General features: G+C 50.7%; 25 protein-coding genes and 1 other annotated feature. Of the genes, 19 read left to right on the forward strand and 6 right to left on the reverse strand.

Features of this window, described 5'->3' with window-relative positions:
- Positions 1-35 precede the first annotated feature (35 nt).
- The 8 genes from GIW82_RS00430 to GIW82_RS00465 all read left to right on the forward strand — a co-directional run bounded on the left by GIW82_RS00430 (position 36) and on the right by GIW82_RS00465 (position 8114).
- Complete coding sequence (locus tag GIW82_RS00430) at positions 36-1280, forward strand: molybdopterin molybdotransferase MoeA (RefSeq protein WP_154747972.1); 1245 nt, start codon at positions 36-38, stop codon at positions 1278-1280.
- Entirely contained in the window at positions 1268-1786 is a 519-nt protein-coding gene (mobB, locus tag GIW82_RS00435) for a molybdopterin-guanine dinucleotide biosynthesis protein B (protein ID WP_154747973.1), read from the forward strand. The genes GIW82_RS00430 and mobB overlap by 13 nt, the downstream gene beginning before the upstream one ends.
- Positions 1773-2213: a molybdenum cofactor biosynthesis protein MoaE gene (locus tag GIW82_RS00440; protein WP_154747974.1), complete on the forward strand. Its 441-nt coding sequence runs from the start codon at positions 1773-1775 to the stop codon at positions 2211-2213. The genes mobB and GIW82_RS00440 overlap by 14 nt, the downstream gene beginning before the upstream one ends.
- Complete coding sequence (gene moaD / locus GIW82_RS00445) at positions 2210-2443, forward strand: molybdopterin converting factor subunit 1 (RefSeq protein WP_154747975.1); 234 nt, start codon at positions 2210-2212, stop codon at positions 2441-2443. Before GIW82_RS00440 ends, moaD begins: the two co-directional genes overlap by 4 nt.
- The gene (mobA, locus tag GIW82_RS00450) at positions 2440-3003 is read left to right on the forward strand and encodes a molybdenum cofactor guanylyltransferase (RefSeq protein WP_230309122.1); all 564 of its coding nucleotides are present in this window, start codon (positions 2440-2442) and stop codon (positions 3001-3003) included. The genes moaD and mobA overlap by 4 nt, the downstream gene beginning before the upstream one ends.
- A gap of 17 nt (positions 3004-3020) precedes the next feature.
- On the forward strand, positions 3021-4037 hold the full coding sequence (gene moaA, locus GIW82_RS00455; protein WP_154747976.1) for a GTP 3',8-cyclase MoaA: 1017 nt from the start codon (positions 3021-3023) through the stop codon (positions 4035-4037).
- A 124-nt stretch (positions 4038-4161) separates the two neighbouring features.
- On the forward strand, positions 4162-5523 hold the full coding sequence (locus GIW82_RS00460) for a 3' terminal RNA ribose 2'-O-methyltransferase Hen1 (RefSeq protein WP_154747977.1): 1362 nt from the start codon (positions 4162-4164) through the stop codon (positions 5521-5523).
- On the forward strand, positions 5523-8114 hold the full coding sequence (locus GIW82_RS00465) for a polynucleotide kinase-phosphatase (RefSeq protein WP_154747978.1): 2592 nt from the start codon (positions 5523-5525) through the stop codon (positions 8112-8114). The genes GIW82_RS00460 and GIW82_RS00465 overlap by 1 nt, the downstream gene beginning before the upstream one ends.
- Before the next feature lie 122 nt (positions 8115-8236).
- Here the strand turns inward: GIW82_RS00465 and GIW82_RS00470 are convergent, their stop codons facing one another.
- A complete protein-coding gene (locus tag GIW82_RS00470; RefSeq protein ID WP_154747979.1) occupies positions 8237-8446 on the reverse strand; it encodes a heavy-metal-associated domain-containing protein in 210 nt (69 codons plus the stop codon).
- Between the two features lie 209 nt (positions 8447-8655).
- Here GIW82_RS00470 and GIW82_RS00475 point away from each other — a divergent pair, with 209 nt between their 5' ends.
- The 3 genes from GIW82_RS00475 to GIW82_RS00485 all read left to right on the forward strand — a co-directional run bounded on the left by GIW82_RS00475 (position 8656) and on the right by GIW82_RS00485 (position 11606).
- A complete protein-coding gene (locus GIW82_RS00475; RefSeq protein WP_154747980.1) occupies positions 8656-10551 on the forward strand; it encodes a heavy metal translocating P-type ATPase in 1896 nt (631 codons plus the stop codon).
- Between the two features lie 27 nt (positions 10552-10578).
- The gene (locus tag GIW82_RS00480; protein ID WP_230309123.1) at positions 10579-10800 is read left to right on the forward strand and encodes a heavy-metal-associated domain-containing protein; all 222 of its coding nucleotides are present in this window, start codon (positions 10579-10581) and stop codon (positions 10798-10800) included.
- 98 nt (positions 10801-10898) lie between these two features.
- Positions 10899-11606, forward strand: a complete 708-nt coding sequence (locus GIW82_RS00485; RefSeq protein ID WP_370455940.1) for a Crp/Fnr family transcriptional regulator — start codon at positions 10899-10901, stop codon at positions 11604-11606.
- A gap of 48 nt (positions 11607-11654) precedes the next feature.
- Here the strand turns inward: GIW82_RS00485 and GIW82_RS00490 are convergent, their stop codons facing one another.
- A complete protein-coding gene (locus GIW82_RS00490) occupies positions 11655-12416 on the reverse strand; it encodes an SDR family oxidoreductase (RefSeq protein ID WP_154747982.1) in 762 nt (253 codons plus the stop codon).
- A 146-nt stretch (positions 12417-12562) separates the two neighbouring features.
- Between GIW82_RS00490 and GIW82_RS00495 the strand changes: the two genes are divergently transcribed.
- The gene (locus GIW82_RS00495) at positions 12563-13114 is read left to right on the forward strand and encodes a TetR/AcrR family transcriptional regulator (RefSeq protein WP_154747983.1); all 552 of its coding nucleotides are present in this window, start codon (positions 12563-12565) and stop codon (positions 13112-13114) included.
- 44 nt (positions 13115-13158) lie between these two features.
- Here the strand turns inward: GIW82_RS00495 and mnmM are convergent, their stop codons facing one another.
- Positions 13159-13713 (reverse strand): tRNA 5-(aminomethyl)-2-thiouridylate-methyltransferase MnmM, encoded by a 555-nt coding sequence (gene mnmM / locus GIW82_RS00500; RefSeq protein ID WP_154747984.1) that lies wholly within the window; start codon positions 13711-13713, stop codon positions 13159-13161.
- The gene (gene mnmL, locus GIW82_RS00505) at positions 13710-14663 is read right to left on the reverse strand and encodes a tRNA modification radical SAM protein MnmL/YtqA (RefSeq protein WP_154747985.1); all 954 of its coding nucleotides are present in this window, start codon (positions 14661-14663) and stop codon (positions 13710-13712) included. Before mnmL ends, mnmM begins: the two co-directional genes overlap by 4 nt.
- A 252-nt stretch (positions 14664-14915) precedes the next feature.
- Between mnmL and GIW82_RS00510 the strand changes: the two genes are divergently transcribed.
- The 4 genes from GIW82_RS00510 (at position 14916) to leuS (ending at position 20352) form a co-directional block, all read left to right on the forward strand.
- Entirely contained in the window at positions 14916-16115 is a 1200-nt protein-coding gene (locus tag GIW82_RS00510) for an MDR family MFS transporter (RefSeq protein ID WP_370456160.1), read from the forward strand.
- Positions 16116-16246: 131 nt separating this feature from the next.
- Positions 16247-16939 (forward strand): CoA transferase subunit A, encoded by a 693-nt coding sequence (locus GIW82_RS00515; RefSeq protein ID WP_154747986.1) that lies wholly within the window; start codon positions 16247-16249, stop codon positions 16937-16939.
- A gap of 18 nt (positions 16940-16957) precedes the next feature.
- Complete coding sequence (locus tag GIW82_RS00520) at positions 16958-17611, forward strand: 3-oxoacid CoA-transferase subunit B (RefSeq protein ID WP_154747987.1); 654 nt, start codon at positions 16958-16960, stop codon at positions 17609-17611.
- Between the two features lie 44 nt (positions 17612-17655).
- Positions 17656-17863 (forward strand) — a binding site (T-box leader).
- Between the two features lie 77 nt (positions 17864-17940).
- On the forward strand, positions 17941-20352 hold the full coding sequence (leuS, locus tag GIW82_RS00525) for a leucine--tRNA ligase (protein ID WP_154747988.1): 2412 nt from the start codon (positions 17941-17943) through the stop codon (positions 20350-20352).
- A 328-nt stretch (positions 20353-20680) separates the two neighbouring features.
- Here leuS and GIW82_RS00530 read toward each other — a convergent pair whose 3' ends face one another.
- Positions 20681-21946: a BaiN/RdsA family NAD(P)/FAD-dependent oxidoreductase gene (locus tag GIW82_RS00530; RefSeq protein WP_154747989.1), complete on the reverse strand. Its 1266-nt coding sequence runs from the start codon at positions 21944-21946 to the stop codon at positions 20681-20683.
- 126 nt (positions 21947-22072) lie between these two features.
- On the opposite strand from GIW82_RS00530, the gene GIW82_RS00535 reads away from it, so the two are divergent.
- Positions 22073-23680, forward strand: a complete 1608-nt coding sequence (locus GIW82_RS00535; RefSeq protein ID WP_154747990.1) for a putative polysaccharide biosynthesis protein — start codon at positions 22073-22075, stop codon at positions 23678-23680.
- 14 nt (positions 23681-23694) lie between these two features.
- Positions 23695-24411 carry a pseudouridine synthase gene (locus GIW82_RS00540; RefSeq protein WP_370455941.1) on the forward strand — a complete coding sequence of 239 codons (717 nt, stop codon included), beginning with the start codon at positions 23695-23697 and terminating at the stop codon, positions 24409-24411.
- A gap of 55 nt (positions 24412-24466) precedes the next feature.
- On the opposite strand, the gene GIW82_RS00545 is transcribed toward GIW82_RS00540, so the two are convergent.
- Positions 24467-24688: a DeoR family transcriptional regulator gene (locus GIW82_RS00545; RefSeq protein WP_154747991.1), complete on the reverse strand. Its 222-nt coding sequence runs from the start codon at positions 24686-24688 to the stop codon at positions 24467-24469.
- A 330-nt stretch (positions 24689-25018) separates the two neighbouring features.
- On the opposite strand from GIW82_RS00545, the gene pepV reads away from it, so the two are divergent.
- A complete protein-coding gene (pepV, locus tag GIW82_RS00550; RefSeq protein WP_154747992.1) occupies positions 25019-26389 on the forward strand; it encodes a dipeptidase PepV in 1371 nt (456 codons plus the stop codon).

Below are 26389 nucleotides of genomic sequence, written 5' to 3' on the forward strand. Positions count from 1 at the left end.
TTATTATATCAGGATTAATTGAGGAGTAGATATGAATGATGGAACAACGTAAGCCGATTCCGGTTTCAGAAGCAGTACGGAAAGTGGTGGAGCACGCCGGCAAACTCGGCCATGAGCGGGTCAAGCTGGAGGACAGCGATCAGCGCATCCTGGCAGAGCCGATTGTGGCAGGACATCCAGTCCCACCGTTCGATCGTTCACCTTATGACGGCTTTGCGATTATCGCGGCGAGCTCTGCTGGTGCTTCTGGCGACAATCGCATCACATATAAGATTGTCGACCAAATCGGAGCGGGAGCGGTGTCAGAGAAGAAGCTGAGTGGGAACGAGGCAGTACGTATCATGACCGGCGCACCACTTCCGGAAAATGCGGATGCGGTCGTCATGTTCGAGCAAACTGTGGAAGCGGAAGACTCTTTTACGATCCGGAAGTCGTTCGAACCTCTCGAAAACGTATCGCTGAAAGGTGAAGACGTGGCACAAGGGGAAACGGTGATTGAAAGTGGCAGCTCCATCCATCCAGGAACAGTGGCGCTTCTTGCGACGTTCGGCTATTCGACCGTGAAAGTTGCGAAGCAGCCGGTCGTCGGGATATTGTCTACCGGGACGGAATTGTTGGACGTCAGTGAGCCACTTGTCCCCGGGAAAATCCGCAATAGTAACGGTCCGATGATCGCGGCACAGCTGAAGCGGATGGGGATTTCCTGTAAAACATACGGGTTATCAGCAGATCAGCTGGATGAGAGCTTCGAGACTGTGAAACGAGCTGCTGCTGAAACTGATTGTCTCATTACGACAGGCGGCGTGTCGGTTGGCGATTTCGATTTTCTTCCAGCCATCTATGAACGTCTCGGTGCAAAAGTGCTGTTCAACAAAGTGGCGATGCGCCCTGGCAGCGTGACGACCGTTGCGGTTGCAGACGGGAAATTCCTCTTCGGTTTATCAGGGAATCCGTCCGCATGCTTTACCGGCTTCGAATTGTTCGTCCGTCCAGCGCTGCTAAAGATAATGGGAGCAGAAAACCTGTATTTGCCAAAGACGAGGGCAATCCTTTCAGAGGACTTCACGAAAGCGAATCCGTTCACTCGTTTCATCCGTGCGATATACGACGGTCGTAATGTCAGTCCTGCCGGTTTCAACAAGTCCAATGCGGTTGCGTCGATTGCGAAAGGGAATGCTTTGATCGTCTTACCGCCTGGAACGAGAGGATTCAAAAGCGGCGATGAGGTCGATGTGCTGCTCATCGGAGTAGAGGAAGGCAGTCCGACATGGACCATTTAAATATTTTACAGGTGGTTGGCTTCAAGAACAGCGGGAAAACAACGATGATTTCTCGCTTCATTGAATCTGCAACAGTGGCGGGAAAGACGGTCTCGGTGATTAAACATCACGGTCACGGCGGACAGCCGGATTTGCCGGATATGAACACGGATAGTATGCAGTTTTTGAACAAAGGAGCGGCGAGCTCGTTAGTGTACGGAGATGGTCTTGTCCAGCTTCATTTGCAGGAACAGGACGACTTGAAAAGATTCATCGACTTCTCGTTTCTCGCGGAGCCGGACGTGATTTTGATCGAAGGATTTAAAAGCGCACCGTATCCGAAAATTGTACTTGTGCGCGAAGCGGAAGATTGGGATCAACTGAAGGGGTTAGAGGCGATTCAGCTAATCGTCACGCACGAGGGAGTAAAACTCGAGAATATCGAAACAATACAGCGAAATGAACAAACAACAATCGACGTTTTTTTTGCTCGGTGGATGAAAGAGGTGCAGGATGAAAGCATTTAGCGTAGTGACGGAGCCGATCGAACCGCAAGTGTATGCCGATTACGTGCTGCGCCCTGAAGCGGGGGCAGTGACTCTCTTTACCGGGCATGTCCGTGAGTGGACGAAAGGCGTGCAAACTCTTTACTTGGCCTACGAGGCATATGTGCCGATGGCGGAGAAGAAGCTGGCGCGAATCGGACAGGAAATCGAAGAGAAGTGGGAAGGGACACGCGTGGCGATCGCGCACCGGATCGGGGAACTCCAAATCAGCGATATCGCGGTCGTTATCGCCGTTTCCTCTCCGCACCGAAAAGTCGCGTACGAAGCAAATGAATATGCAATCGAGCGGATCAAGGAAATCGTCCCGATTTGGAAAAAAGAAATTTGGAACGACGGAGAAGAATGGATCGGGGACCAGAAGAAAAAGCCAGGAGGGGAAACAGGATGATCGATGTTCATTATTTTGCAGGGTTGAAGGAACTGACCGGGCATGAAAAAGAAAGAGTGGACTGTTCCGGCCAGACGGTGGAACAATTGAAAGCACTGTTAGTGGACAAGTACCCGGGAATCGAAGGAAGATCGATCCAGGTCGCGGTGAATGAAGAATATGCCTTGCCTGGGGATGTATTGGCAGCGGGCGATGTCGTAGCACTCATTCCACCGGTCAGCGGTGGATGATGAAAACAGTTGGCATTTTGCTTGCGGGTGGCCTGTCGAGACGATTCGGTTCGCCGAAAGCATTCGCAGAACTTGCTGGGTCAACTTTTTACGAACGAGTCTACGAGGCACTGGATGCAGCGTGTGATCAAGTCGTCATCGTTTCCCGGAAAGAGTTGCTCGAACGTTTCTCGCAGCACCTTGACGTCATCGTGGATTTACCGGAAGTGAGGGGGCAAGGGCCGCTTGCAGGAATTTACTCCGCGATGATGCTGCGGCCGGCGGAGCGGTACATCGTACTGCCATGTGATATGCCGTTTATCGGAGTAGACGAAACGCTCGCTTTGATCAAGTTGGCCGGAGAAGCAAAAGGCATTGCAGCAGTCATGACACCGAATGAAAAGATCCCGTTGTTCAGCATTTGGAATGGTGATTACAGTGCGGAATTAAAAGACGCCATCGATGCAGGAAGCTTGGGCGTCTTCGGTTTTCTCGATAACATACAGATGGAATGGATCGATGCACATTCGATCAATAAGGAACTAGAAGTGTTCAGGAATGTCAATAGTAGGATCGATTAGAGAGGGAGGGCACAATCATGGGAAGACGACCATTGAACGACCGATTAGGCAGACCGATACGGGACTTGCGGATTTCCGTTACAGATCGCTGCAATTTCCGCTGCTCTTATTGCATGCCGAAAGAGGTGTTTGGCGATGATTATGCATTTTTGCCGAAACAGGAATTGCTCTCATTCGAGGAAATACATCGGCTGACCAGAATCTTCGTTTCAATGGGAGTCAAAAAGATCCGGCTGACAGGCGGAGAGCCGCTTTTGCGCCGTGGACTGCCGGAACTCGTGAGACAGATCCTCTCAGTTGAAGGTGTAGAAGATGTCGGACTGACGACAAATGGTGTGTTGTTGAAAAAGCATGGACCGGCCTTGTATGAAGCTGGGCTCCGGAGATTGAACATCAGCCTCGATGCACTGGATCCGGTACTTTTCGGCAAGCTGAACGGCAGGGATCTAGGATCGGATACGATCCTCGAAAACATCGATTTTGCGCTCAAACTCGGCTTTGAAATCAAAGTGAACATGGTCGTTCAAAAAGGGATCAATGAATCGGAGATCTTACCGATGGCTTCATATTTCAAAGAGCGTGGCATCACACTTCGATATATCGAATTCATGGATGTCGGGACCGATAACGGCTGGAGCTTCGAAAAAGTCGTAACGAAAAAGGAGATTTTCAATCTACTGCAGGCAGAATATGACTTGGAGCCGGTCGAAGAGGATTACTTCGGTGAGGTGGCAAAGCGCTACCGTTATACAGGGAGCGATGCACAAGTCGGCTTCATCACATCGGTTTCGGAATCATTCTGTTCATCCTGCACGCGTGCACGGCTGTCATCGGACGGCAAGTTTTACAATTGCCTGTTCGCGGTGGAAGGGTTCGATATCCGCCAGCTGATCCGGGACGGAGTGGATAATGAAGAATTGCTGGAAGCGATCAGCAGTGTCTGGGAAAGACGGGCAGACCGATATTCGGATGAACGGACAGAGCAGACCGCGAAGAACCGGAAGAAGATCGGCATGTCCTATATCGGAGGTTGACGTGCCTTGGAATCTTACCAAAACATAAATTGCCCCCCGATTGCTGGAATGGACCAGCAATCGGGGGGCAGTTTCTTGTGGTATTATGCTATATTTGAAAGAAGTAGAACAAAGGGGTGTTACGATGCAACTGACAATCAAGGCGACTGGCGAGAATGTAGAAATGCTTTCGTATCTGTTGGCTAAAAATCCGGCGAACTTGTATGAGCGAAGCCAAAAAGGCCACAAAGTACGGATGTTCTTCAGCCGGTTCACGAGTGACGAACTGGAAGCGACGATCTTCGTCACACCGGATCCGCTTGAACTCATGCAAAATAAGAACAATTCCTACGACATCACGCATTATATAAACGACCGCGAGTTTGCGGTCAGCAGTATTTTCCTGTCCCTCATCCGGTCATCACTTGGTACTGCGCTGAACGGTCAGCCGAAAGACGAATACATGAAGTGGGTGGATCACCGTTTTCCCTTCACGGTCGAATTCGGTCCGGTCTCGTCTTCGCTGACCGACGAGCAAGTGGCTGCGTTATTCGAACCGATGGGATACGAAGTCGGGTTCACGCGTCCAGAGCTTCATTATTCATTCGACTTGAAAGAAAAAAGCTCGGTCCGGATCATTGCATTGACGGGATTGCAGACGCTGCAACAAGTGCTGCGCCATCTTTTCGTGCTGATTCCTGTCATCGATAACTACAAACACTACTTCATCGACGAAAAAGAAATCGAGAAAATCGAACGATACGGAGAAGGCTGGCTGGAGGATCATCCGATGCGGGAAACGATCTATCGCCAGGCGCTCCGCTTCAAGGAAGTTTACAGCAAAGTCGAACAGGCGACAAAAGAAGAAATAGTGGAAGAAGCGGAAGAAGTACACGAGCCGAAAGTCCGTTTGAACGACTTGCGCTATGACAAAATCACGGGAATGGCTGAACAGTTGAAGCCGCGGAGCATCGTGGATTTCGGCTCCGGTGAAGGGAAGCTTTCTGTACGTCTCGGTTTCATCAACAGTGTGGAACAAGTGCTGGCAGTGGAGCCGTCAGAAGTGGAAACGTTGAAAGCGAGGGAGCGGTTTGCGAAAGTGAAAGACCGTGAAGGGTTCACTGAGCCGGAAACGATGTGGGGCTCGCTTTACTATACGGATGACCGGTTGATGGGGAAGGATTTGATCATCCTTTGTGAAGTGATCGAGCACATCGACGAACCACGGTTGCCGAAAGCGCTCGATACGATTCTCCACACGTATGCACCGAAGTCGTTGATTATCACGACACCGAACCGTGAGTACAACGAAGTGTATGGTCTCGGACCGGCTTACCGGCATCCTGACCACCGCTTTGAATGGACGCGTGAACAGTTCGAGCAGTGGTGTGCAGCACGTAACCACCAGGGACACTATGGCTTGGAGTTCCATGGAGTCGGTGAAGAACAGCAGCCATACGGATTTCCGACGCAAATGTGTGTGTTCAGAAGAAAGGCGGATGCGTGATGAAAATGGCCATACCACATGCAGGCATCGTCCTGCTCATCGGCCCGTCCAACAGCGGGAAGTCGACGTGGCTCAGGAAGCTTGTACAAACAGAAGAGATCTTACCGTCCGAAGTGGTGAGCTCGGATGATTTCCGCACGATGGTCTCAGACAATGATTTCATCGACTGGCGTGATCGGCCACAAGACGAAGCGGCGGGATTGAAAGATGCATACAGCAAAATATCGGAAGAAGCGTTCTTGATGCTCGATGCAGTCATCGAGGCAAGAGGCCGGCTCAACAAGCGGGTGTTCGTCGATGCGACCCATCTCCGTTCGGACGACCGCAAACGCTACATCGAACTTGCGAAGCGGCTGCACGTGCCGATCATCGCGATTGTCTTTGATGTACCGGAGCGGGACTTGCTCGACCGAGACGACAAGCGGGACAATCCGCGTGGAAGAAAACGCATCAAGCAGCAAGTGCAAGTTTTCCGCAACGAAAAGCGTTTCATCAAAAAGGAAGGATTCGCAGCGGTTTATGAGCTGAAGCAACCGGAAGAAACGGAACTTATCAAACGGACCAATCCGATCGAAATTGATCTGGAAGCAGGAATCGATGTTATCGGGGATGTTCATGGCTGTTTTGCGGAGCTTGTGGAACTGCTCGTGAAGCTAGGATACGAGGAGAACCGGGAAGGGTTGTATGTCCACCCTGAAGGCCGCAAGTTCGTTTCGGTCGGCGATATCATGAGCCGCGGACCGGAATCACTTCGCTCGATGCTGTTTTTCCAAAAGCATGTAGAAGCAGGAGTCGCATGGATGGTCGACAGCAACCATGGCTGGAAAATCGCAAGGTGGCTCGGCGGACGTCCGGTGGAACTTTCACACGGAGATGAGAAAGTGGAGCAGGAGTTCCTCGCGTATGAAGCGGAAGCAGGAAGTAGCCAGGCGGAACTATTAAAGGAGCAACTCGCACAATTTTTACTTGCGGCACCGTCTCATTATGTGTTCAAGAAGAACGGAGTGCCGGTGCTCGTCTGTACTCATGCCGGAATCAAGGATGAATGGATCGGCAAACAGTCGCCTGCGATCAGTGATTTTTGCCGGTACGGGGACACGGCAGGGTTCGATGAGAAAGGGAAGCCGGTGCGCAAAGATTGGACGATCGCGCACAGGAGCTCGACACTCATCGTCTGGGGACACGATCCGAAGCCGAAGCCGCTCGTCATCAATCAGACGATCAATATCGACCAAGGCGCGGTATTCGGGGGAGAATTGACCGCTTACCGTTACCCGGAGCGCACATTCGAATCGGTCAAAGCGGCGCAGGACTATTCGGGAGCATCTGACAACCCGCTCGTTGAATGGGAACGGAACCGGTTGAATCCGCCGAACATCGGCAAGTTCCTGAACGGCTATACGGTCACGACAGAAGAAGTTGGCGAAGTGTGGATCCATCCGGATACAGTGAAGCCGGCGGTCGATGCAGTGTCACACTCCACGCTGCCGCTCGAACAGCTTGCCTACATTCCACCAACGATGAGCCCGACACCGAAACCGTCTGCACTGGAAGGCTTCCTGGAACATCCGAGAGAGGCGATCGACTATTACCGGAGCAACGGTGTCGATAAAATGGTTGCCGAGAAAAAGCATATGGGCAGCCGTGCAATCTTGTTGCTGTTCAAAGACGAAGAGGCAGCTGAGAAACAGACGGGGATCCGTGCGTTTGGTGTGATTTACACGAGAACGGGCAGACGGTTCTTTGACGAAACGGCCGAGCATGAAGTGGTATCGCGTCTGCAAACAGAACTTCACCGGATCGGCTATTTCGAGAAGTACGAAACAGACTGGGTGTTGCTCGATGCGGAAATCATGCCGTGGAATTTGAAAGCACGCGAGCTGATCTCTTCACAGTACGCCCACGTCGCCGAAAACGCTGTCGCGGATCGGACGTTACTGAAGGCGAAACTCGAAGCGGGACTAGAACGGATTTCTGGATTGCAAGACTGGCTGGATGAGTACAGCAGCAAGCTTGAGAATGCCCGAACGTTCACGGAAGTATTCCAGAAGTATTGCTGGGATGTGGAGTCCGTCGGAGCGATTCAAATCGCGCCGTTCCATGTGCTTGCGCATAGCGACCGCACGTTCTTCGACAAGTCCCATGAATGGCATATGGAAATGAACCAGATGCTCGCTTCGGAATCGGAGCTGTTCGTCGAAACGGAATGGAAAGTGATCACAGACGAGGCGAGTGAGCAGGAGGTCATCGATTGGTGGCTCGCGGTGACGGAGGATGGCCACGAAGGAATCATCATCAAACCGGACCGTTTCATTGCAAAAGCAAGAGGCAAAACAATTCAGCCTGCGATTAAGGTGAGAGGCCGGAAGTATTTGAGTATCATTTACGGGATGGACTATTTGGAGCCGGCGAACTTGTCACGGTTGAAGAAGCGTAACACAGGAAAGAAACAGAAGATGGCATTGAAGGAGTTTGCGCTTGGTGTTGAAGGGGTTAGCCGGTTTGTTGGCGGCGAGTCACTCGAGCGTGTGCACGAGTGTGTGCTCGGCGTATTGGCGCTCGAATCCGACCCGGTCGATCCGCGGTTGTAATGCTGATATGAAGAGAGATGTGTGATTAAACACTTGCTCATGATTTCTAATATAAGTAAAAAAATAGAAACAGGTGGCGAAAATGGAGGTTTTCGTCACCTGTTTTTTCTGTTTTTTAGTTGTTAAGCAAGAACCGGATAGCCAAGTTTTTCGATTGTATCTTTTACATTTTCTTCGGCAATTTTGTCAGGGTCGAACGTTGCTTTCACTTTCGAGGAGTTGAACAGTACCTTCACTTCCTCGACCCCTTCCATTTTTCCGACCTTCCCTTCGATCTTCTTAATACATGTTGGACAAGTTAGAGGCTCAAGCTGGAATTTGACTGTTTTCATCTCGATCGCTCCTTTGTTTTTTCTATCTTAAGTATAGCTCCAGCTGCGATATGAATCCTTGACGTGGGTCAAGTTTCGATTGACATCAGACCTCACGACAGGAAAGAATTCCGCAGAAAGCGCTGGAACTTGATGGGCGTCAAGTTGTTATTTCCCGTAATGGATTAAGATGAAGGTAGAAAAGAAATAATAATCGGGAGTTGAGCGGAATGATCATGTTTATTCACAAACAAAAGAAGAAGATCACGTTCATTGCTGGGTTCTTGCTTGTCCTGGCACTGGTCCTGCATTTTACGGGCCATCATGACATGAGGCAGCTCGCACTGATCGTCGCGACGGTCATCGCAGGAATTCCAATCGCGATCAAAGCGTTCCAAGCGGCGCGCATGAGAGCCTTCAGTATTGAGCTGCTCGTGACGATCGCGGTCATCGGTGCGCTATTCATAGGTGAGTACGTCGAGTCAGCTGTCGTGACGTTCCTGTTCCTTTTCGGGGATTACCTTGAAGCGCGGACGCTCGAGAAAACGAGAAGTTCGCTACGGGAATTGGTGGACCTTGCACCACAGGAAGCGGTCGTTATCCGTGACGGGAAATCCTTCACAGTACCAGTCGAAGAAGTGGAAGAAGGAGATCGTGTCATCATCCGGACGGGTGGAAAAGTGCCGGTGGACGGACGCATTGTTACTGGTCAAGCATCACTGAACGAGGCAGCCATCACAGGTGAGTCAGTACCAGCTTTGAAAGAATCAGGCGACAAAGTTTTTAGTAGTACGATTCTCGACACGGGCTACATTGAAATCATCGCCGAGAAAGTCGGAGACGACACGACATTCGCGAAAATCATCGAACTTGTCGAAGAAGCGCAGGAATCGAAATCGAAAACAGAGAAGTTTTTAAATAAATTCGCCAACATCTATACGCCAGCAGTCGTCGTCTTGTCCGTACTCGTCTACATCCTGACACGCGACCTTCACTTGGCCATCACGTTCCTTGTTATCGCTTGTCCTGGAGCGCTAATCATCGGTGCACCGGTATCAAGTGTAGCTGGAATCGGGAACGGTGCGAAACACGGTGTCCTCGTCAAAGGGGGCGAAGTGATGGACCGTTTCGCGAACGTCGATACACTTGTTTTCGACAAGACAGGGACGCTGACGAAAGGGAAGCCGGAAGTGACAGATATTCACGTGTTCGGAAATTACGCTGAGCAGGAACTACTGGCTTGGGTTGCTGAGGCAGAGACAGCTTCCGAGCATCACCTTGGACAGACCATCGTCAAAGAAGCGAAGACACGTGGACTCGACTTCAATCATGATCCGGAAGACGTTAAAGTCATCAAAGGGAACGGACTCGCAGCGACGGTAGAAGGCCGCGTGCTCGTCATCGGTAACAAAAAATTGATGCAAGCGAAGAACATCATCATCCCCGCAGCGGTCGAGCAATATGCAATCGAGCGGGAAAAAGCGGGCAATACTGCAATCATCGCAGCGGTCGACGGGAAAGTTGCTGGTATCTTCTCCATCGCGGACCAGATCCGTGACGATGCAGTCGCAGCACTTGGCGAACTGCGGAAGAACGGCGTCAAGAAAATGATCATGCTGACGGGGGATAATAAACACACTGCAGAACTTGTCGCGACGAAGCTTGGCCTCGATGAATTCCACGCAGAATTGTTGCCGCAAGACAAAGTGGCATACGTCAAGCAGCTGAAAGAGCAAGGGCATGTCGTCGCCATGGCAGGAGACGGAGTCAATGATGCTCCGGCAATCGCGACAGCGGATATCGGTGTCGCAATGGGCGAAGGAGGCACCGACATTTCGATGGAAACAGCGGACGTCGTTTTGATGGCTGATAAATTGATGCAGTTCTCACACGCCTATTCACTATCGAAAGCAACAATTCTCAACATGAAGCAGAACACGGCATTCGCAGTCGGTACGGTGTTCATCCTATTGATCGGTGTCTTGATGGGGTCGATCCATCTCGCTTCCGGCATGTTCGTCCATGAAGCGAGTGTCCTGCTGGTCATCTTGAACGGCATGAGGCTCATGGGCTTCGGAAGAAAGAGTTCGTTGCTCGCACGGTCTGCACAGTCTGCTCTTGCATAACATCGTATGAACAAGGAGGAGAACGTTTTGAGAAAAGCGGTTTTTGGACTGGCGTCTTTGACTTGTCCATCGTGTATGAAGAAAATAGAGGACGCATTAACTGGCTGGGCAGGGATGGGAAGTGTCACCGTATTCTTCCATCTGGAGAAAGTCCGAGTGGAATTCGACGAGAACATCACGACTGCCGAAGAAATTGAACGTGTCATCGCAAGTCTCGGGTATCCGATCATCGGAACGAAAATTGCATAATCGATTAAGATGTACACACAATTCTGGATTGGTGTGTACATCTGTCGTTAGAAAGACTACAATCTAGGCAGAAGCAGTTTGGAAGGGGGACGCTGTGCGTGAAACAACCGGAAGCATGTAACCACGGATTCGGAGACGGCGGGAAAGCACTTCAGCTCTGTGTCTCAATCGTGCCGATATTCAATCACCTGGAGCCGGAAGAGATGGAGGAAGTCGTCAAGACGACGCGTCCGGTATCATTGAGGCGGGGGGACTTCCTCTACAGTGCCGGTGATGCATCCGACGCCTTGTCGATTATTCACCGAGGCAAAGTGAAAGTATACCGCTTAGCAGAGAACGGAAAAGAGCAGCTGATCCGCATTTTGGATGCAGGCGATTTTACAGGGGAGCTGGCGCTATTCACCGAAACGATCCACGATGCATATGCAGAAGCGATGGAGGAGACGGAGATCTGCAGCATCCAGCGTCCGGCCTTGCAGGAGCTCTTGACGAAGTATCCGAATATCTCGATGAAGATTTTGACGGAGTTCTCGAGGCGGCTGAACGAGGCGGAGAACCAGATGACGAGCTTCACGACGGAAGATGTCGAGACACGGATCGCCCTTTATTTAGCGGAACAGGTGGAAGCGAGCCGTTCGATGGAAATCCAGCTCAAGATGACGCGGAAGGATTTGGCATCTTATCTCGGGACGACACCCGAGACGATCAGCCGGAAACTCGCGAAGTTCGAAGACGAAGGATGGATCGTGCAGATGGGTCAGCGTACTATCCGTATCCTGGACTTGGATGCACTATTGCTTCTTTGAAATGAAAAAAAGCCCCGGACGATTTTTTCGTCCGGGGCTTGTCGTTGCTTAAAATGCTGCCGTCCAGCCAGCATCCGCCGTGATGACGGAGCCGTTGACGAAGCTAGAGTCGTCAGAAGCAAGGAACAAGGCAACTTGCGCCACTTCTTCGGGTTGTCCGACGCGTGGGATGACGCCTTGTGCGAGACGTGAACGCCCCATGCCGAATTCGTTGATGTTCTTCATGGACGCGCTGATGTTCGTTTCGACTGCTCCTGGAGCGATCGCGTTACACCGGATCCCTTTTTGTGCATACATATAGCCAGTATTTTTCGTCATGCCGACAACCGCATGTTTGGATGCACCATAAGCAGCTCCGGCATGTGCACCGTTCTGTCCGCCAGTTGATGCAATGTTGACGATGACGCCGTTGCCTTTTTCAAGGAAAATCGGGATTGCACGACGCATTGCGCGCATGACACCTTTCGTGTTGATGTCGAAAATTAAGTCCCATTTCTCATCCATAATGTCTGCCACCGGTTCGAAACCGTCCATGATTCCAGCATTGTTTACGAGAACATCAAGCGTGCCGTATTCGTTGATTGCTGCATCGATCATTGCGTCGATGTCTTCTTGCTTCGCAACGTTTGCTGATACTGCTGTCGCATTACCGCCACTGTTCTTGATGCTTTCAACAACTGCTTCAGCACCTTCTTTGTTCAAGTCCGCGACGATGACTTTCGCGCCTTCTTTCGCGTATAATTCCGCGATTGCTTTGCCCATTCCAGACGCTGCACCTGTGACGACTGCTACTTTGTTTTCCAATTTCATTGAAAAAACCTCCTCGTTTTATTGAACAACTGTATGTTAAAATTATAAAGCGTAGACTAGGTGTTTTACAATCACCAAAAATTCAGAAAGTGTACATTTAAGAACATATTCCGGATTTTTGTTCAGTAAAAGGAGGTGGGAATCGGATGGATTTACGTGTATTGAAAACAAAGGAAGCGTTGCGAAATGCGTTGCTCCTGCTTTTGAAGGAAAAGCAGCTCGGCGCAATTTCGGTAACTGAGATTTGCAAGGTGGCGATGGTGAACAGAGGAACGTTCTATTCGCATTACGGACGGGTGGAAGATTTGTTCGAGGAATATTTCAAGAAGATGATGGAGGATCTCGGAGCGTCTTACGAGGAACCGTATAAGCATATGGAGTTGTTGAAGGCGAAAGAGCTGAAGCCGAAATCAATTCGTATATTCCATCACATCGAGAAGTATCAGCCGTTTTATCGGATTGTCTTCTCGAAAGGCGCACCGCTGTCGTATTACTATTTGTTTTTTGACCATATCCAAACGTTAATGCAAGCCGATATGGAGAAGCGACACCGCGCGACGATTGATATCCCGATGGTGAGCGCCTATCAGGCGAATGCCATCGTCGGACTGGCAATCGAGTGGTACCGTCAGGATTTCCAGCAGACGGCGGAAGAGATGAATGAGACTTTCGTGCGGATTTTGCGCGGGGAAGAATAAAAAAACCAAGCAAGGCTGAGCACCGTGCTTGGATTTTCTGCTGGTTACTTTTTCTTTTCTACCGCGACGAGGAATGGCGGGGAATGTTGCTGATTGATGAAGCCGTATTGCAGGACGTCGAATGCCTGCTGCGGCAAGTTTTGCAAAAACGCCATCACCGCATCCCGTTCTTCGCTGCCACCTTCGTGACCGGAATAAATGACGATGAGGACGAGACCGCCAGTTTTCAACAAGTCGAGGCACTGCGAAATCGCCTCGAGCGTACTGTCCGGCTTCGTGATGATCGCGTGGTCACCTTTTGGCAAATAGCCGAGGTTGAAGACTGCTGCGGCAATCGGCTCAGTGACGTACTGCGTGATTTTTGAATGGCTGTCATGGACCAGCTCGACGTGCGTGTGTGCAGCAACTCGCTCAGCAGTCGCTTGGATCGCCTGCTCTTGTATATCGAACGCGTATACTTTTCCGGTCGGCCCTGTCAGTTGTGAAAGGAATAGCGTGTCGTGACCGTTCCCGGCAGTTCCGTCAATGACGTAATCTCCTTGTAATACGGCTTCTTCAAGCAAAGATTTTGTGAATGGCAATACTCGTTTCAAACTCATCCTTCGACACGCTCCTTGTAATTCTTTCCTTGCCAGCTCTCTCGGCGTTCAAGCTCCGCATCGATGCCATTTAGCACATCCCACTTGTTCGTGCTCCACATGGGTCCAATCATCAAGTCGATCGGGCCATCACCCGTAATGCGCTGGACGACCATTTCCGGTGGCAGCACTTCCAATTGATCAGCGACGAGGGAAATGTATTCCTCTTTCCCGAGAAATTCGACCATGCCTTTTTCATACTGCTTGACCATCGGCGTGCCTTTCAATAAATGAAGCAAGTGGATTTTGATGCCTTGTACGTCGAGCTTCGCGACTTCGCGTGCTGTCTCCATCATCATCTCCCGGTCTTCCAGCGGCAAGCCGTTGATGATGTGCGTACATACCTGAATCCCACGTTTGCGGAGCTTCGTCACACCTTCCACATACGCTTCGAAATCGTGCGCACGGTTGACGAGCAGCGCCGTCCGTTCGTGCACGGTCTGAAGCCCAAGCTCGACCCACAAATACGTCCGTTCGTTCAGCTCCGCCAAATAATCGATGACATCATCCGGCAAGCAATCTGGACGTGTGCCGATACTGAGGCCGATGACATTTTCCTGGTTGATCGCGGCTTCGAATTTTTCACGCAGTACTTCGACTGGTGCATGGGTATTCGTATAGGCCTGGAAGTAGGCGATGTATTTGCCGTCTTTCCATTTCTTATGCATTTTTGTTTTAATCGCTTCCATCTGGACCGGGATCGGATCGACGCGGTCGCCTGCAAAGTCGCCAGACCCAGCGACCGAGCAAAATGTGCAGCCACCGTATGCGACCGTGCCGTCCCGGTTCGGGCAGTCGAAGCCGGCATCCAGTGCAATCTTCATTACTTTATGGCCGAAGTGGTCGCGCAAATGGCGGTTCCATGTATAGTAGCGTTTGCCGTCTGAAGCGAAGGGCAAATGGGTCTCCATGTAAAAACAACTCCTCTGGTGTTTATTATATCAAATGTTGAGCGGAGGTAGAGCGGCTGATATTTATCCGACGAAGCAACAACACAACAAAACGTGGGCAAATGTTGATGGAAAGTTAAGAAAATTAAACCCATTTCAAAAATTGGACATCATCCACTATTTTTATTGTAAAAAAGGGAAGTTTCTCTTGTTGTTCAGTTGGAAAAGGAATACAATTTCCTATGGAATTTAGTGGATGAAGGAGAGTTTGCTGTGCCGAAACAAGTTTGGCTGCTTATTATTGGAATGTTGGTGAACGTCACGGGTAACTCGTTTCTCTGGCCGTTGACGACCATTTATATGAATGAACATCTGGGGAAATCGCTGACGGTAGCCGGCCTCGTTTTGATGGCAAACGCTGGAGCGGCAGTGGTCGGGAACTTGCTTGGCGGTGTCATGTTCGACAAAGTCGGCGGATATCGCTCGGTCCTGCTTGGCATCGTCGGGACAGTCTTCGCACTTGTCGGGCTGACGCTGTGGCATGAGTTCACGCCGTTCGTCATTTTTTACACAATCATCGGATTTAGCGGCGGGATTGTATTCCCAAGTATGTATGCGATGGTCGGTACAGTATGGCCAGAAGGTGGTCGGAAAGCGTTTAACGCCATCTATTTGGCGCAAAACGTCGGTGTCGCAATCGGGCCGGCAATGGCTGGATTTTTGGCAGCCTATAGCTTTGATCTTATTTTCACCGCGAACTTGGTGATGTACATCCTGTTTTTCTTCATTGCATTGTTCGGATTCAAATCGATGTCGATTTCGAGTTCGATTCAGACGTCGGTCATTCAGGAAGGAAAGAAAATCCGCAACCGCGCACCATTTTACGCATTGCTCATCGTCAGCATCGGTTATTTGCTGTGCTGGTTCGGGTATGTGCAATGGCAATCGACGATCTCTGCCTACACGCAGCAGATTGGAATTACCTTACCGCAATATAGCTTACTTTGGACATTGAACGGGTTATTGATCGTCATCGGCCAGCCGTTCATCCGGCCGATCGTCAAGCGCATTGAAGATAATTTGAAAGCACAGATGGTCATCGGGATCGTCATTATGATTATTTCATATATTGTCGTTGCATTCGCTGAGGAATTCAGCATGTTCGTCATCGCCATGGCAATTTTGACCATCGGGGAAATGTTCATTTGGCCAGCGGTACCGGCACTTGCCAACCAATTGGCACCAAAAGGACGCGAAGGTTTATACCAGGGGATCGTCAATAGTGTCGCAACGGGCGGCCGGATGATCGGACCGTTTTTCGGTGGGGTGCTGGTCGACTCATACGGGATGTCAGCGCTGTTCATCCTCGTCGCGATTTTACTCCTTGCAGCCATCGTTACGTCGGTACTTTACGACCGGCCGCTCGAGGCAGCGGAAGCAGCAAGAACAGCAGAACCAATCGAATCAATGTGATAGAAACCGGAGCCCCGGAAATTTGCCGAGCTCCGGTTTTTTCTATAGAATTGCGTTTACAGAAGGACTTTGTTTAAATTGAAGTGGAAGGTAAATGATAAGTTTGACAATTGTGCGAGGGGGAGTAGCAGATGAAACCGATTTATCAATCGGCAAAAGAGGCTGTAGAGCCGATCAAAGACGGCGCGACGATCATGGTAGGAGGATTCGGGTTGGTCGGAATTCCGGAACAGCTGATCTTGGCGCTAGTCGACAAAGGAGTTAAAGACTTAACCGTCATATCGAACAACTGTGGCGTTGACGAATGGGGTCTAGGCCTATTGCTGAAAAACAAACAGATCAAGAAAATGATCGGTTCGTACGTTGGCGAGAACAAAGAGTTCGAACGCCAAGTACTAGCAGGTGAAATCGAAGTCGAGTTGACGCCGCAAGGCACATTGGCTGAGAAGATGCGTGCGGGTGGAGCAGGCATCCCGGCATTCTTCACTCCAGCTGGCGTTGGCACGACAGTCGCAGACGGCAAAGAAATCCGCGAATTCGATGGCAAAGAATACGTTCTTGAACATGCACTGACAGCGGACTTTGCACTTGTCCGTGCAGCGAAAGCGGACAAGATGGGGAACCTTGTCTACAACAAGACGGCGCAAAACTTCAACCCGCTCGCGGCAGCGGCAGGCAAAGTGACGATTGCGGAAGTCGAAGCGATCGTAGAAACCGGCGAACTGGATCCGCATCACGTACAAACTCCGAGCATTTACGTGCAAGGATTGCTTCAAGCGGACCAGGAAAAACGGATTGAGCGTTTGACAACACGCAGCTCTTAAGAAATGGGAGGGACCGAAATGGACAAGAAATTGCAGAGAGAACGAATTGCAAGACGTGCAGAAAAAGAAATCAAAGACGGGGACTATGTCAACCTTGGAATCGGCATGCCGACATTGGTAGCGAACTTCATCTCTGATAACAAGCAAGTCGTCTTGCAGTCAGAGAACGGACTGCTCGGCATCGGGCCATACCCGACAGAAGATGAAGTGGATCCGGATCTCATCAACGCCGGGAAAGAAACAGTGACGACGATTCCGGGATCCGCTTATTTCACGAGCGCAGAATCATTCGCGATGATCCGCGGCGGACATATCGACGTCGCAATCCTCGGCGGAATGGAAGTTGCAGAAAACGGCGACCTTGCGAACTGGATGATTCCAGGCAAGATGATCAAAGGAATGGGCGGCGCGATGGACTTGGTACATGGTGCGAAGAAAGTTATCGTCATCATGGACCACGTGTCAAAAGACGGCTCTCCGAAGATCAAGAAGCAATGTGACTTGCCACTAACAGGGAAAGGCGTCGTCAACAAGATCATCACAGAACGTGCAGTGATCGAAGTGACAGACAACGGCCTTGTTTTACTTGAAGTCTTCGAAGGATTCTCGGTTGAAGATGTCGTCAATTCGACGGATGCACCACTGAATACGGATAACGTCAAAGTCGCGTGAGCTATTGCCAAACGGCAGCTCCTCGGCTAAAATGAAAGTAATAGGCTGTGACCGTGAAGAGGAGCAGTAGGACACTTTCCGTTTTTTAGAGAGCTGGTATTGGTGGGAGCCGGCAAATGGAACGTTCGAACTCACCTCGGAGTCGTGTATGTGAACACAAGTAACATACACCGTTTTCCGCGTTAAGGAATCAAGTTGAGCGACATAGATCGCTAATTTGGGTGGCACCGCGGGCAAAAACCCGTCCCTTACGTTTTTTAAGGGACGGGTTTTTTATTTTGTCCGGAGCGGCTTCACGGAGAATCACGCCATTTCTAGGAGGAATGAACATGACATTCAAGCACAAAGACATCGAGAAAAAATGGCAGAAGCATTGGGAGGACAACAAAACATTCAAGCTGGAAACAGATTTCGACAAACCGAAATTTTATGCACTTGATATGTTCCCTTATCCATCCGGCGCGGGTCTGCACGTCGGTCACCCCGAAGGCTACACAGCGACAGATATCTTGAGCCGCATGAAACGCATGCAAGGATACGATGTCCTGCATCCGATGGGCTGGGACGCATTCGGCTTGCCGGCTGAACAATATGCGCTTGATACAGGGAATGACCCTGCGGAATTCACAGCGAAGAACATCGCGACGTTCAAACGCCAGATCCAAGAACTCGGATTTTCTTACGACTGGGATCGCGAAGTGAACACGACGGACCCATCTTACTACAAATGGACGCAATGGATTTTCATCCAGCTTTACAATAAAGGCCTTGCGTATGTGGACGAAGTGGCAGTCAACTGGTGTCCGGCACTCGGCACGGTATTGGCGAACGAAGAAGTGATCGACGGCTTGTCAGAGCGCGGTGGACATCCAGTCGAGCGCCGTCCGATGCGCCAGTGGGTTCTGCGCATTACAGAATATGCGGATCGCTTGCTTGAAGACTTGGAAGACCTTGACTGGCCGGAAAGCTTGAAAGACATGCAGCGGAACTGGATCGGGAAATCGCAAGGTGCCCAGCTCCGTTTTGAAATCGATGGCACGGAGCATTCGTTCGAAGCGTTCACGACACGTCCAGACACGATTTTCGGTGCGACGTATGCAGTGCTTGCACCGGAACATGCTCTAGTCGCAGACATCACAACAGCAGAACAGAAGGAAGCGGTCGAGCAGTACATCGATTCTGTCAAAACGAAGAGCGACCTCGAGCGAACAGATTTGGCGAAGTCCAAGACGGGAGTTTTCACAGGTGCATATGCATTGAATCCAGTGAACGGCGAGAAAATGCCGATCTGGATCGCTGACTACGTCCTTGCAACATACGGGACGGGTGCCATCATGGCAGTTCCTGCACATGACGAGCGGGACTACGAATTCGCGAAGCAATTTGATTTGCCGATCGTCGAAGTTGTTTCAGGCGGAAACATCGAAGAAGAAGCTTACGCTGGTGACGGCGAGCTCATCAACTCGGACTTCCTGAATGGCTTGAACAAAGAAGAAGCAATCGCTAAAGCGATCGAATGGTTCGAAAAAGAAGGAACTGGCGAGAAGAAAATCACGTACCGTCTGCGCGACTGGTTGTTCAGCCGTCAGCGGTACTGGGGCGAGCCGATTCCGATCATCCACTGGGAAGATGGGACGATGACACCGGTCGACGAAGCGGATCTGCCATTGATGTTGCCGATCACGGACGACATCAAGCCGAGCGGTACAGGCGAATCACCACTTGCGAACATCGCGGACTGGGTCAATGTCGTGCATCCTGAAACGGGATTGAGGGGCCGCCGCGAAACGAACACAATGCCGCAATGGGCGGGCAGCTGCTGGTACTACTTGCGCTACATTGACCCGAATAACGATGAAATGCTTGCTGATCCGGAGCTCTTGAAACACTGGCTGCCGGTCGACATCTATATCGGCGGAGCGGAACACGCGGTTCTTCACTTGTTGTATGCGCGATTCTGGCACAAAGTGTTGTACGATCTTGGCGTCGTCCCGACGAAAGAGCCATTCCAGAAATTGTTCAACCAAGGAATGATCCTTGGCGAAGGCAATGAGAAGATGTCCAAGTCGAAAGGCAACGTCGTCAACCCGGACCACATCATTGAAAGCCACGGAGCGGATACGCTGCGCTTGTATGAAATGTTCATGGGGCCGCTTGACGCTTCAATCGCTTGGTCGACAAACGGCTTGGAAGGCGCACGTCGTTTCTTGGACCGCATCTGGCGGTTGTTCATCGAAGACGACGCATTGAGCACGAAAGTTGTCGATGCGAACGATGGCAAGATGGAGAAAGTATTCCACCAGACCGTGAAGAAAGTGTCTGAGGATTTCGAAGCGCTGCGCTTCAACACAGCGATTTCGCAATTGATGGTCTTCATTAACGAAGGCTACAAGGCAGACACCATTCCGAAAGAATACGTCGAGAGCTTTGTAAAATTGCTTTCGCCGATCGCGCCACACGTAGCGGAAGAGCTATGGGAGAAACTTGGTCACTCAGAAACAGTCACGTACGAAGAGTGGCCGACGTACGATGAGTCGAAATTGGTCGACGATGTCGTAGAAGTGGTCGTTCAAGTGAACGGCAAAGTGCGGACGAAGATTTCCGTTGCGAAAGACATTACGAAAGAGGAACTGGAAGCAGCTGCGCTTGCGGATGAAACGATTCAGAAGGCGGCGGAAGGCAAACAGATCCGCAAAGTGATTGCGATTCCTGGGAAACTTGTGAACGTAGTTGTTGGATAACTGATAAGAGGGAGCCCTGGCTGGTTAGCTGGGGCTTTTTTTGACGGGAGAAGAGGGGGTATTTTGCTTCCGGATAGTATTTTCGGTTTGCGGATAGTATTTTGGTGATTCCGGCTAGTATTTCACGTCTCCGGATAGTATTTGGTCAATTCCGGATAGTAAATCGATTTTGAGGCCAGGAGAGGGAGCCGTCACAGTCGATTCCGGTGCCATAATCCCCAGGTTCCAGTTTCTACATGTGTTGTCCGATCGCGAACTCCTATCATCAACCACGAAAAAGAAACCGATCACGCACAATGCGCGACCGGCTTCATCGAACAAAATTTAATTAAACTTCTTTCGAGAATGCCGCAGCACTTCTCCCGGCAACGTTGCCCGTGACGAGTGCGGATGTAATATTGTAGCCACCTGTGTAGCCATGGATATCGAGGATTTCACCACAGAAGTACAGGCCGGCTTTTTTGCGGGATGCCATCGTTTTCGGCTCGATTTCCTTGATCGAAACACCGCCGCCAGTGACGAACGCCTTCTCGATCGACTGCGTGCCGTGAACGACCATTTCAAAGCCAGTGATTTCCCTGGCGAGCGCACGCACTTTTTCAGCAGGAAGCTCTGCTCCGATCGCCTGCGGATCGATGTCAGCACGTTCCATCAAGAACAGCAACCAGCGTTCTTGTGTGACCGAGCGCCAGACGTTCTTAACGGATTTTTTCGGTTCAGCTTTCATCATGGCGTGCAATTCCTGGAAAGCGGATTCCGCGTTCAAGTGCGGCAAGGAATTGATCCGCATCGTGACAGGCATTCCGCCATTTTTCTTCAGCTCCTTGACGACATACTGGCTGCAGCGGAGAACCGCAGGGCCACTGATGCCGAAGTGCGTGAAGAGCATGTCCATTTCGTGGGTGATGATCGGCTTGCCATTTTTCTTCAGCACCGAGACTGCCGCTCCGCGTAAAGCGAGGCCTTGGAGTTCACGGCTTTGGATGAACGGTTCTTTCGACAGCACAGGCACTTCGGTCGGATACAGTTCTGTCACCGTGTGGCCCGCGCGTTCCGCCCACGGATAGCCGTCGCCGGTCGAGCCGGTCTGCGGCACCGCTTTGCCGCCGACTGCGACAACGACGGCGATCGCTGTGAATTCTTCGCCGGTTTCAAGACGGACGCCTGTAATCCGCTCATCGTCCATCAATAATTTTTTGACAGGGGACTGGAGCATCACGGTCACGTTGAGGCGGTCCATTTCGTTGAACATTGCTTCTGCGACGTCTTGTGCACGGTCCGACACGGGGAACATGCGGCCGTGGTCTTCTTCCTTCAACGGCACACCGAGCCCTTCGAAAAAGTTAATGATGTCGTCGTTGTTGAAAACGGAGAACGGACTGTACAGGAAACGTCCGTTGCCCGGGATGTTTTTGACGATTTCTTCGAGTGGCAACCGGTTGGTCACGTTACAGCGGCCGCCACCGGAGATGACAAGTTTTTTCCCAAGTTTTTTCCCTTTTTCTATTAACAAAACTTTTTGGCCGTTCATTGCGGCCGCGATGGAAGCCATCAGCCCAGATGGACCGCCACCGATGATGATTACGTCATACATGAAAAAACACACTTTCTTTTTTCTTTTAGTATACAACAGACTGCGCTGTCCGTTGAGTAATTTCATTTATCGGTGTAAACTAGCGAGTAGATTGCTTTTTAATTGAACTTAGTCAGGAAGTGCGAAATGTCCACATTACTCAAAGGAACAGCTATTTTAACTCTAGGTTTGTTTTTGTCGAAAGTTTTGGGCGTTATTTACATTATTCCGTTTTATGGAATGGTCGGTGAAGAAAATATCGTTCTTTACCAATATGCCTATATTCCATATAACTTGATGCTTGCCGTGGCGATTTCCGGCGCGCCGCTTGCATTCTCGAAATACGTCGCCAAGTATAATTCGCTCGGCGATTACGAAACCGGGCGAAGGCTTTTGAAGTCCGGATTATTGACGATGATGGTGACCGGCTTTGCGTCTTTTCTTGCCCTGTACTTCCTGGCAGATGTCATTGCACAAATAACCATCGATCCGAAAGATGAAGTTTTCACAGTTGACGATGTCGCCGATGTCATCCGCTGGGTCAGCTTCGCATTGATCGTCGTGCCGTTCATGAGTTTGTGGCGTGGCTTTTTCCAAGGCTATAACTACATGATGCCAACCGCCGTATCTCAGCTGATCGAACAGATCGTCCGGATTGCGTTCCTGCTTGCAGGTGTGTATGCGGTCATCCACCTCATGGGAGGGACACCGAAATCAGCGATTCAGTTCGCGGTGCTGTCCGCTGCAATCGGTGCAGTCGGGGGCTTGCTCTCACTCGTTTACTTCTGGCGGAAGAAACAGCCGGAATACAATGAGCTGCGGCTGAACTCAGTCGAATCGTACAATGTGCGGTTACGCGATATGTATAAGGAAATCCTGACGTATGCGATTCCGATCGTCTTTCTTGGCGTCGCGAACCCGTTGTTCCAGCTTGTCGACATGCTGACGTTCAGCCGGGGGATGAGAGAAGCGGGCAATGCAGCCAACGCCAGCATCTATCTCGGGATGCTGAACATTTCTGCGCATAAGCTCGTCATGATCCCGGTTATGCTCGCGACCGGTTTCTCGATGGCGCTGATTCCGCTGATCACGAAGTATTACACGAAAAATGAGCATCGTCTGCTGACGCGGACATTGGATCAATCGTTCCAGATCATCCTGTTCTTGACCGTGCCGGCAGTGATCGGGATGGCTATGTTGTCCGATGAGTTATACCATGTGTTTTACGAAATCAGTGAAGTCGGCTCCGGTGTCCTGGCGTTCTACTTGCCGGCCGCGATCCTGTTCGCCTTGTTCCCGGTGACAGCATCCATCCTGCAGGGGATCAATCAGCAAAAGTGGATCATCCTGAACTTGCTGGTCGGTCTGCTGCTGAAATTGTCGCTCAACATTCCGCTTATCACCGCTTTCGAAACGTACGGTGCAATTCTTGCTACGGTCATCGGCTATTGTGCCGCAATCGGGATGAACATCGCCGTCATCATGGTGACGATGAACTACCGATCGAAACTGGTGGTCCGCAGAACGATCCTGATCATCCTATTGAATGGTGTTATGGCGCTTGCGGTGCTCGCAACGTTGTTCGCCATCGATTTCTTCATTCCGATGGATGCCAAGTGGCAGTCAATCATTCGGATCCTGATCGTTGGTGCGGTCGGTGGGGCAGTTTATGGCTATTTGAGTTTAAAAATCGGCATCGCACAAAAATTATTCGGCGAGCGGTTGACGAAAATCACACGGAAATTCGGTTTCTAGGGGGCGATGTTTAAGTGAGACTCGATAAATTTTTGTCTGATATGGCATTCGGTTCGCGCAAGGAAGTGAAAGTGCTGCTGAAATCCAAAGCAGTGGAAGTGAACGGCCATGTAGAGAAAGACCCGAAGCAGCACGTCGATCCGGACAAGGATACCGTCACAGTCAACGGCGAACCGGTCGTTTATCAGGAATTCATTTACTTGATGCTGCATAAACCGCCTGGTGTCGTCTCGGCGACGGAAGATACGCGTGACCCCACGGTGATTGACCTGCTCGGACCAACGGAACAGCATTTCAAGCCTTTCCCGGTCGGCAGGCTCGACAAAGATACGGAAGGCTTGCTGTTGCTGACGAACGATGGAAAGTTGGCGCATGAACTGTTGTCTCCGAAAAAAGATGTCGGCAAACGGTACTATGCCCAAATCAACGGCGTTGTGACGGAGGAAGACAGCGAAGCGTTCAAGCGCGGCGTCACACTCGACGACGGCTACGAAACGAAACCGGCGGAGCTGACCATCTTGAAGAGCGACGACATTTCCGAAATCGAACTCGTCATCACGGAAGGGAAGTTCCACCAAGTGAAGCGCATGTTCGAAAGCAGAGGAAAGCGCGTGACGTACTTGAAACGACTTTCGATGGGCAAGCTCAAACTCGACCCGGAATTGAAAATTGGTCATTACCGACCGTTGACGGAGGAGGAATTCGCAAGTCTCCGCCCGGCAAAACAATAAAGAACAAAAGCCTCCCCAATTGAATTGGAGAGGCTTTTGTTCTTCAGGAAAGGGGTTATGAGGGCATTTTGACTTTTTTCTTCGTCGTTGTCCATTTGCCGCGAGTTGGACTTTCTACCAAATCGTTAAAGGCTAACACATTCAAATCTCGTTGAATGGTGCGAGGAGTGATGCCGAATTCATCGACTAAATCTTGCGTACTAACAGTCCCATTATCCAGGATGTACTTGTACATATCTTTAATACGAATGAGCATGCGATCAGTTGTAGGTTTCAAAAGAGAACCACTCCTTCATCTTTTTTCCTAATAAGCAAAGACAAGCGGACGGGTTACCGATATGAATCACTCAGTTGAACAATGCCATTAGCCAGCTCCTTTTCCGGAATAATAAGTGTAGTCAGAATTTATGACAACTAAATTATAACGAAAGATTTCCGCGATGGCTATGATTTTTACTTAATTGAAAGAAGCTTAACACCATTTTTACAGAACGATTTCATTTATGAAGGGCTTTGATATGATCCGAAGCAGGGGGAAATTTGCGCTTTTTTCTGTTCATTTCGCTGAAACAGTGTACAATAGCGATATTGAAAAGGAGTGAACCGGATGAACTGGCAAGCAGAAGCAGAAAAGCGACGAGCGGAATTGACCGGGCAATTGCAGCGGTTGATCGCCATTCCGAGTGTGTTGAGCGAAGAGACGTCGGAACAGGCGCCGTTTGGGAAAGAAGTAAGACGTGCACTTGATTGGGTGCTCGAAGAAGGGGAACGCCAAGGATATCGCGTGAAGAATGTCGCGAATGTGGCAGGACATTTGGAAATCGGTGAAGGGAAAGAGCTTTTCGGAATCCTCGGACACGTGGACGTCGTACCAGCAGGAAGTGGCTGGAAGCATGATCCGTTCGGCGGCGCAATCGAAGGCAATAAATTGTTCGGACGCGGGGCGATCGACGACAAAGGGCCGACGATTGCGGCTTGGACTGCACTGAATATGGTCAAAGATTCAGGGCTGACGTTCGATAAGCGCGTGCGCTTGATCGTCGGAACGGATGAGGAAAGTGGTTTCCGCTGCGTCGAGAAGTATTTCCAGGAAGAAGAGATGCCGGGCGCAGCATTTGCACCGGATGCGGATTTTCCGCTCATCAATGCGGAAAAAGGCATTGCCGGCTTGAAATTCTCGGTCGATGAAATCGGTGCTGACGATGCACTCGTGTCTTTCCATTCCGGTGAACGGACGAACATGGTGCCGGACGTCGCCACGGCAGTTGTGGATAACAGCCGTGACTGGCAAGAAGCGTTTGCAGTGTTCCGTGATGTACAAGGACTGGAAGGCTCAATCGACGTGCAAGACGAAACGGCAACACTTGTCATCCGCGGCAAATCGGCGCACGCCATGGAGCCGGATGCAGGCGTTAATGCCGGCATCCATTTGGCCACGTTCCTGGCGCAACAGCTTGATGGCGCAGGTGGGGCATTCAGCCGCTTCATCGCCGACCATTTCTCCGGCGATTCACGCGGCCGTGCGCTCGGCTTGGCTTACGCCGACGAGGAATCCGGCGATACAACGTTGAACCTCGGCATCATGCGCTATGTGCGCGGAAGCCATGCATACGGCGAAGTAAGTTTGCGCTATTCGATCACCTATCCATTCGCGGACAAGCTCGAAGCGCTAAAAACAGCAGGCATCACGTATGAAATCACATCAAACTCGGAACCGCATTACGTCGACGGAGACGACCCGTTCGTCCGGACATTGCAAAAAGCTTACGAAGACAATACGGGTGAACGTGCGGAACTGCTGGCGATCGGCGGGGGGACATACGCCCGCGTGCTCGACAAAGGGGTGGCATTCGGTATGCTGTTCCCGGGAGAGCCGGACGTCGCGCACCAAGCAGACGAATTCGTGGACATCGATAATTTAGTGAAAGCAACAGCAATCTACGCACAGGCAATCAGCGAGTGGGCATGTAAAAAATGA

It is taken from the genome of Planomicrobium sp. YIM 101495, from assembly GCF_009707665.1.
Classification (GTDB): domain Bacteria; phylum Bacillota; class Bacilli; order Bacillales_A; family Planococcaceae; genus Planococcus.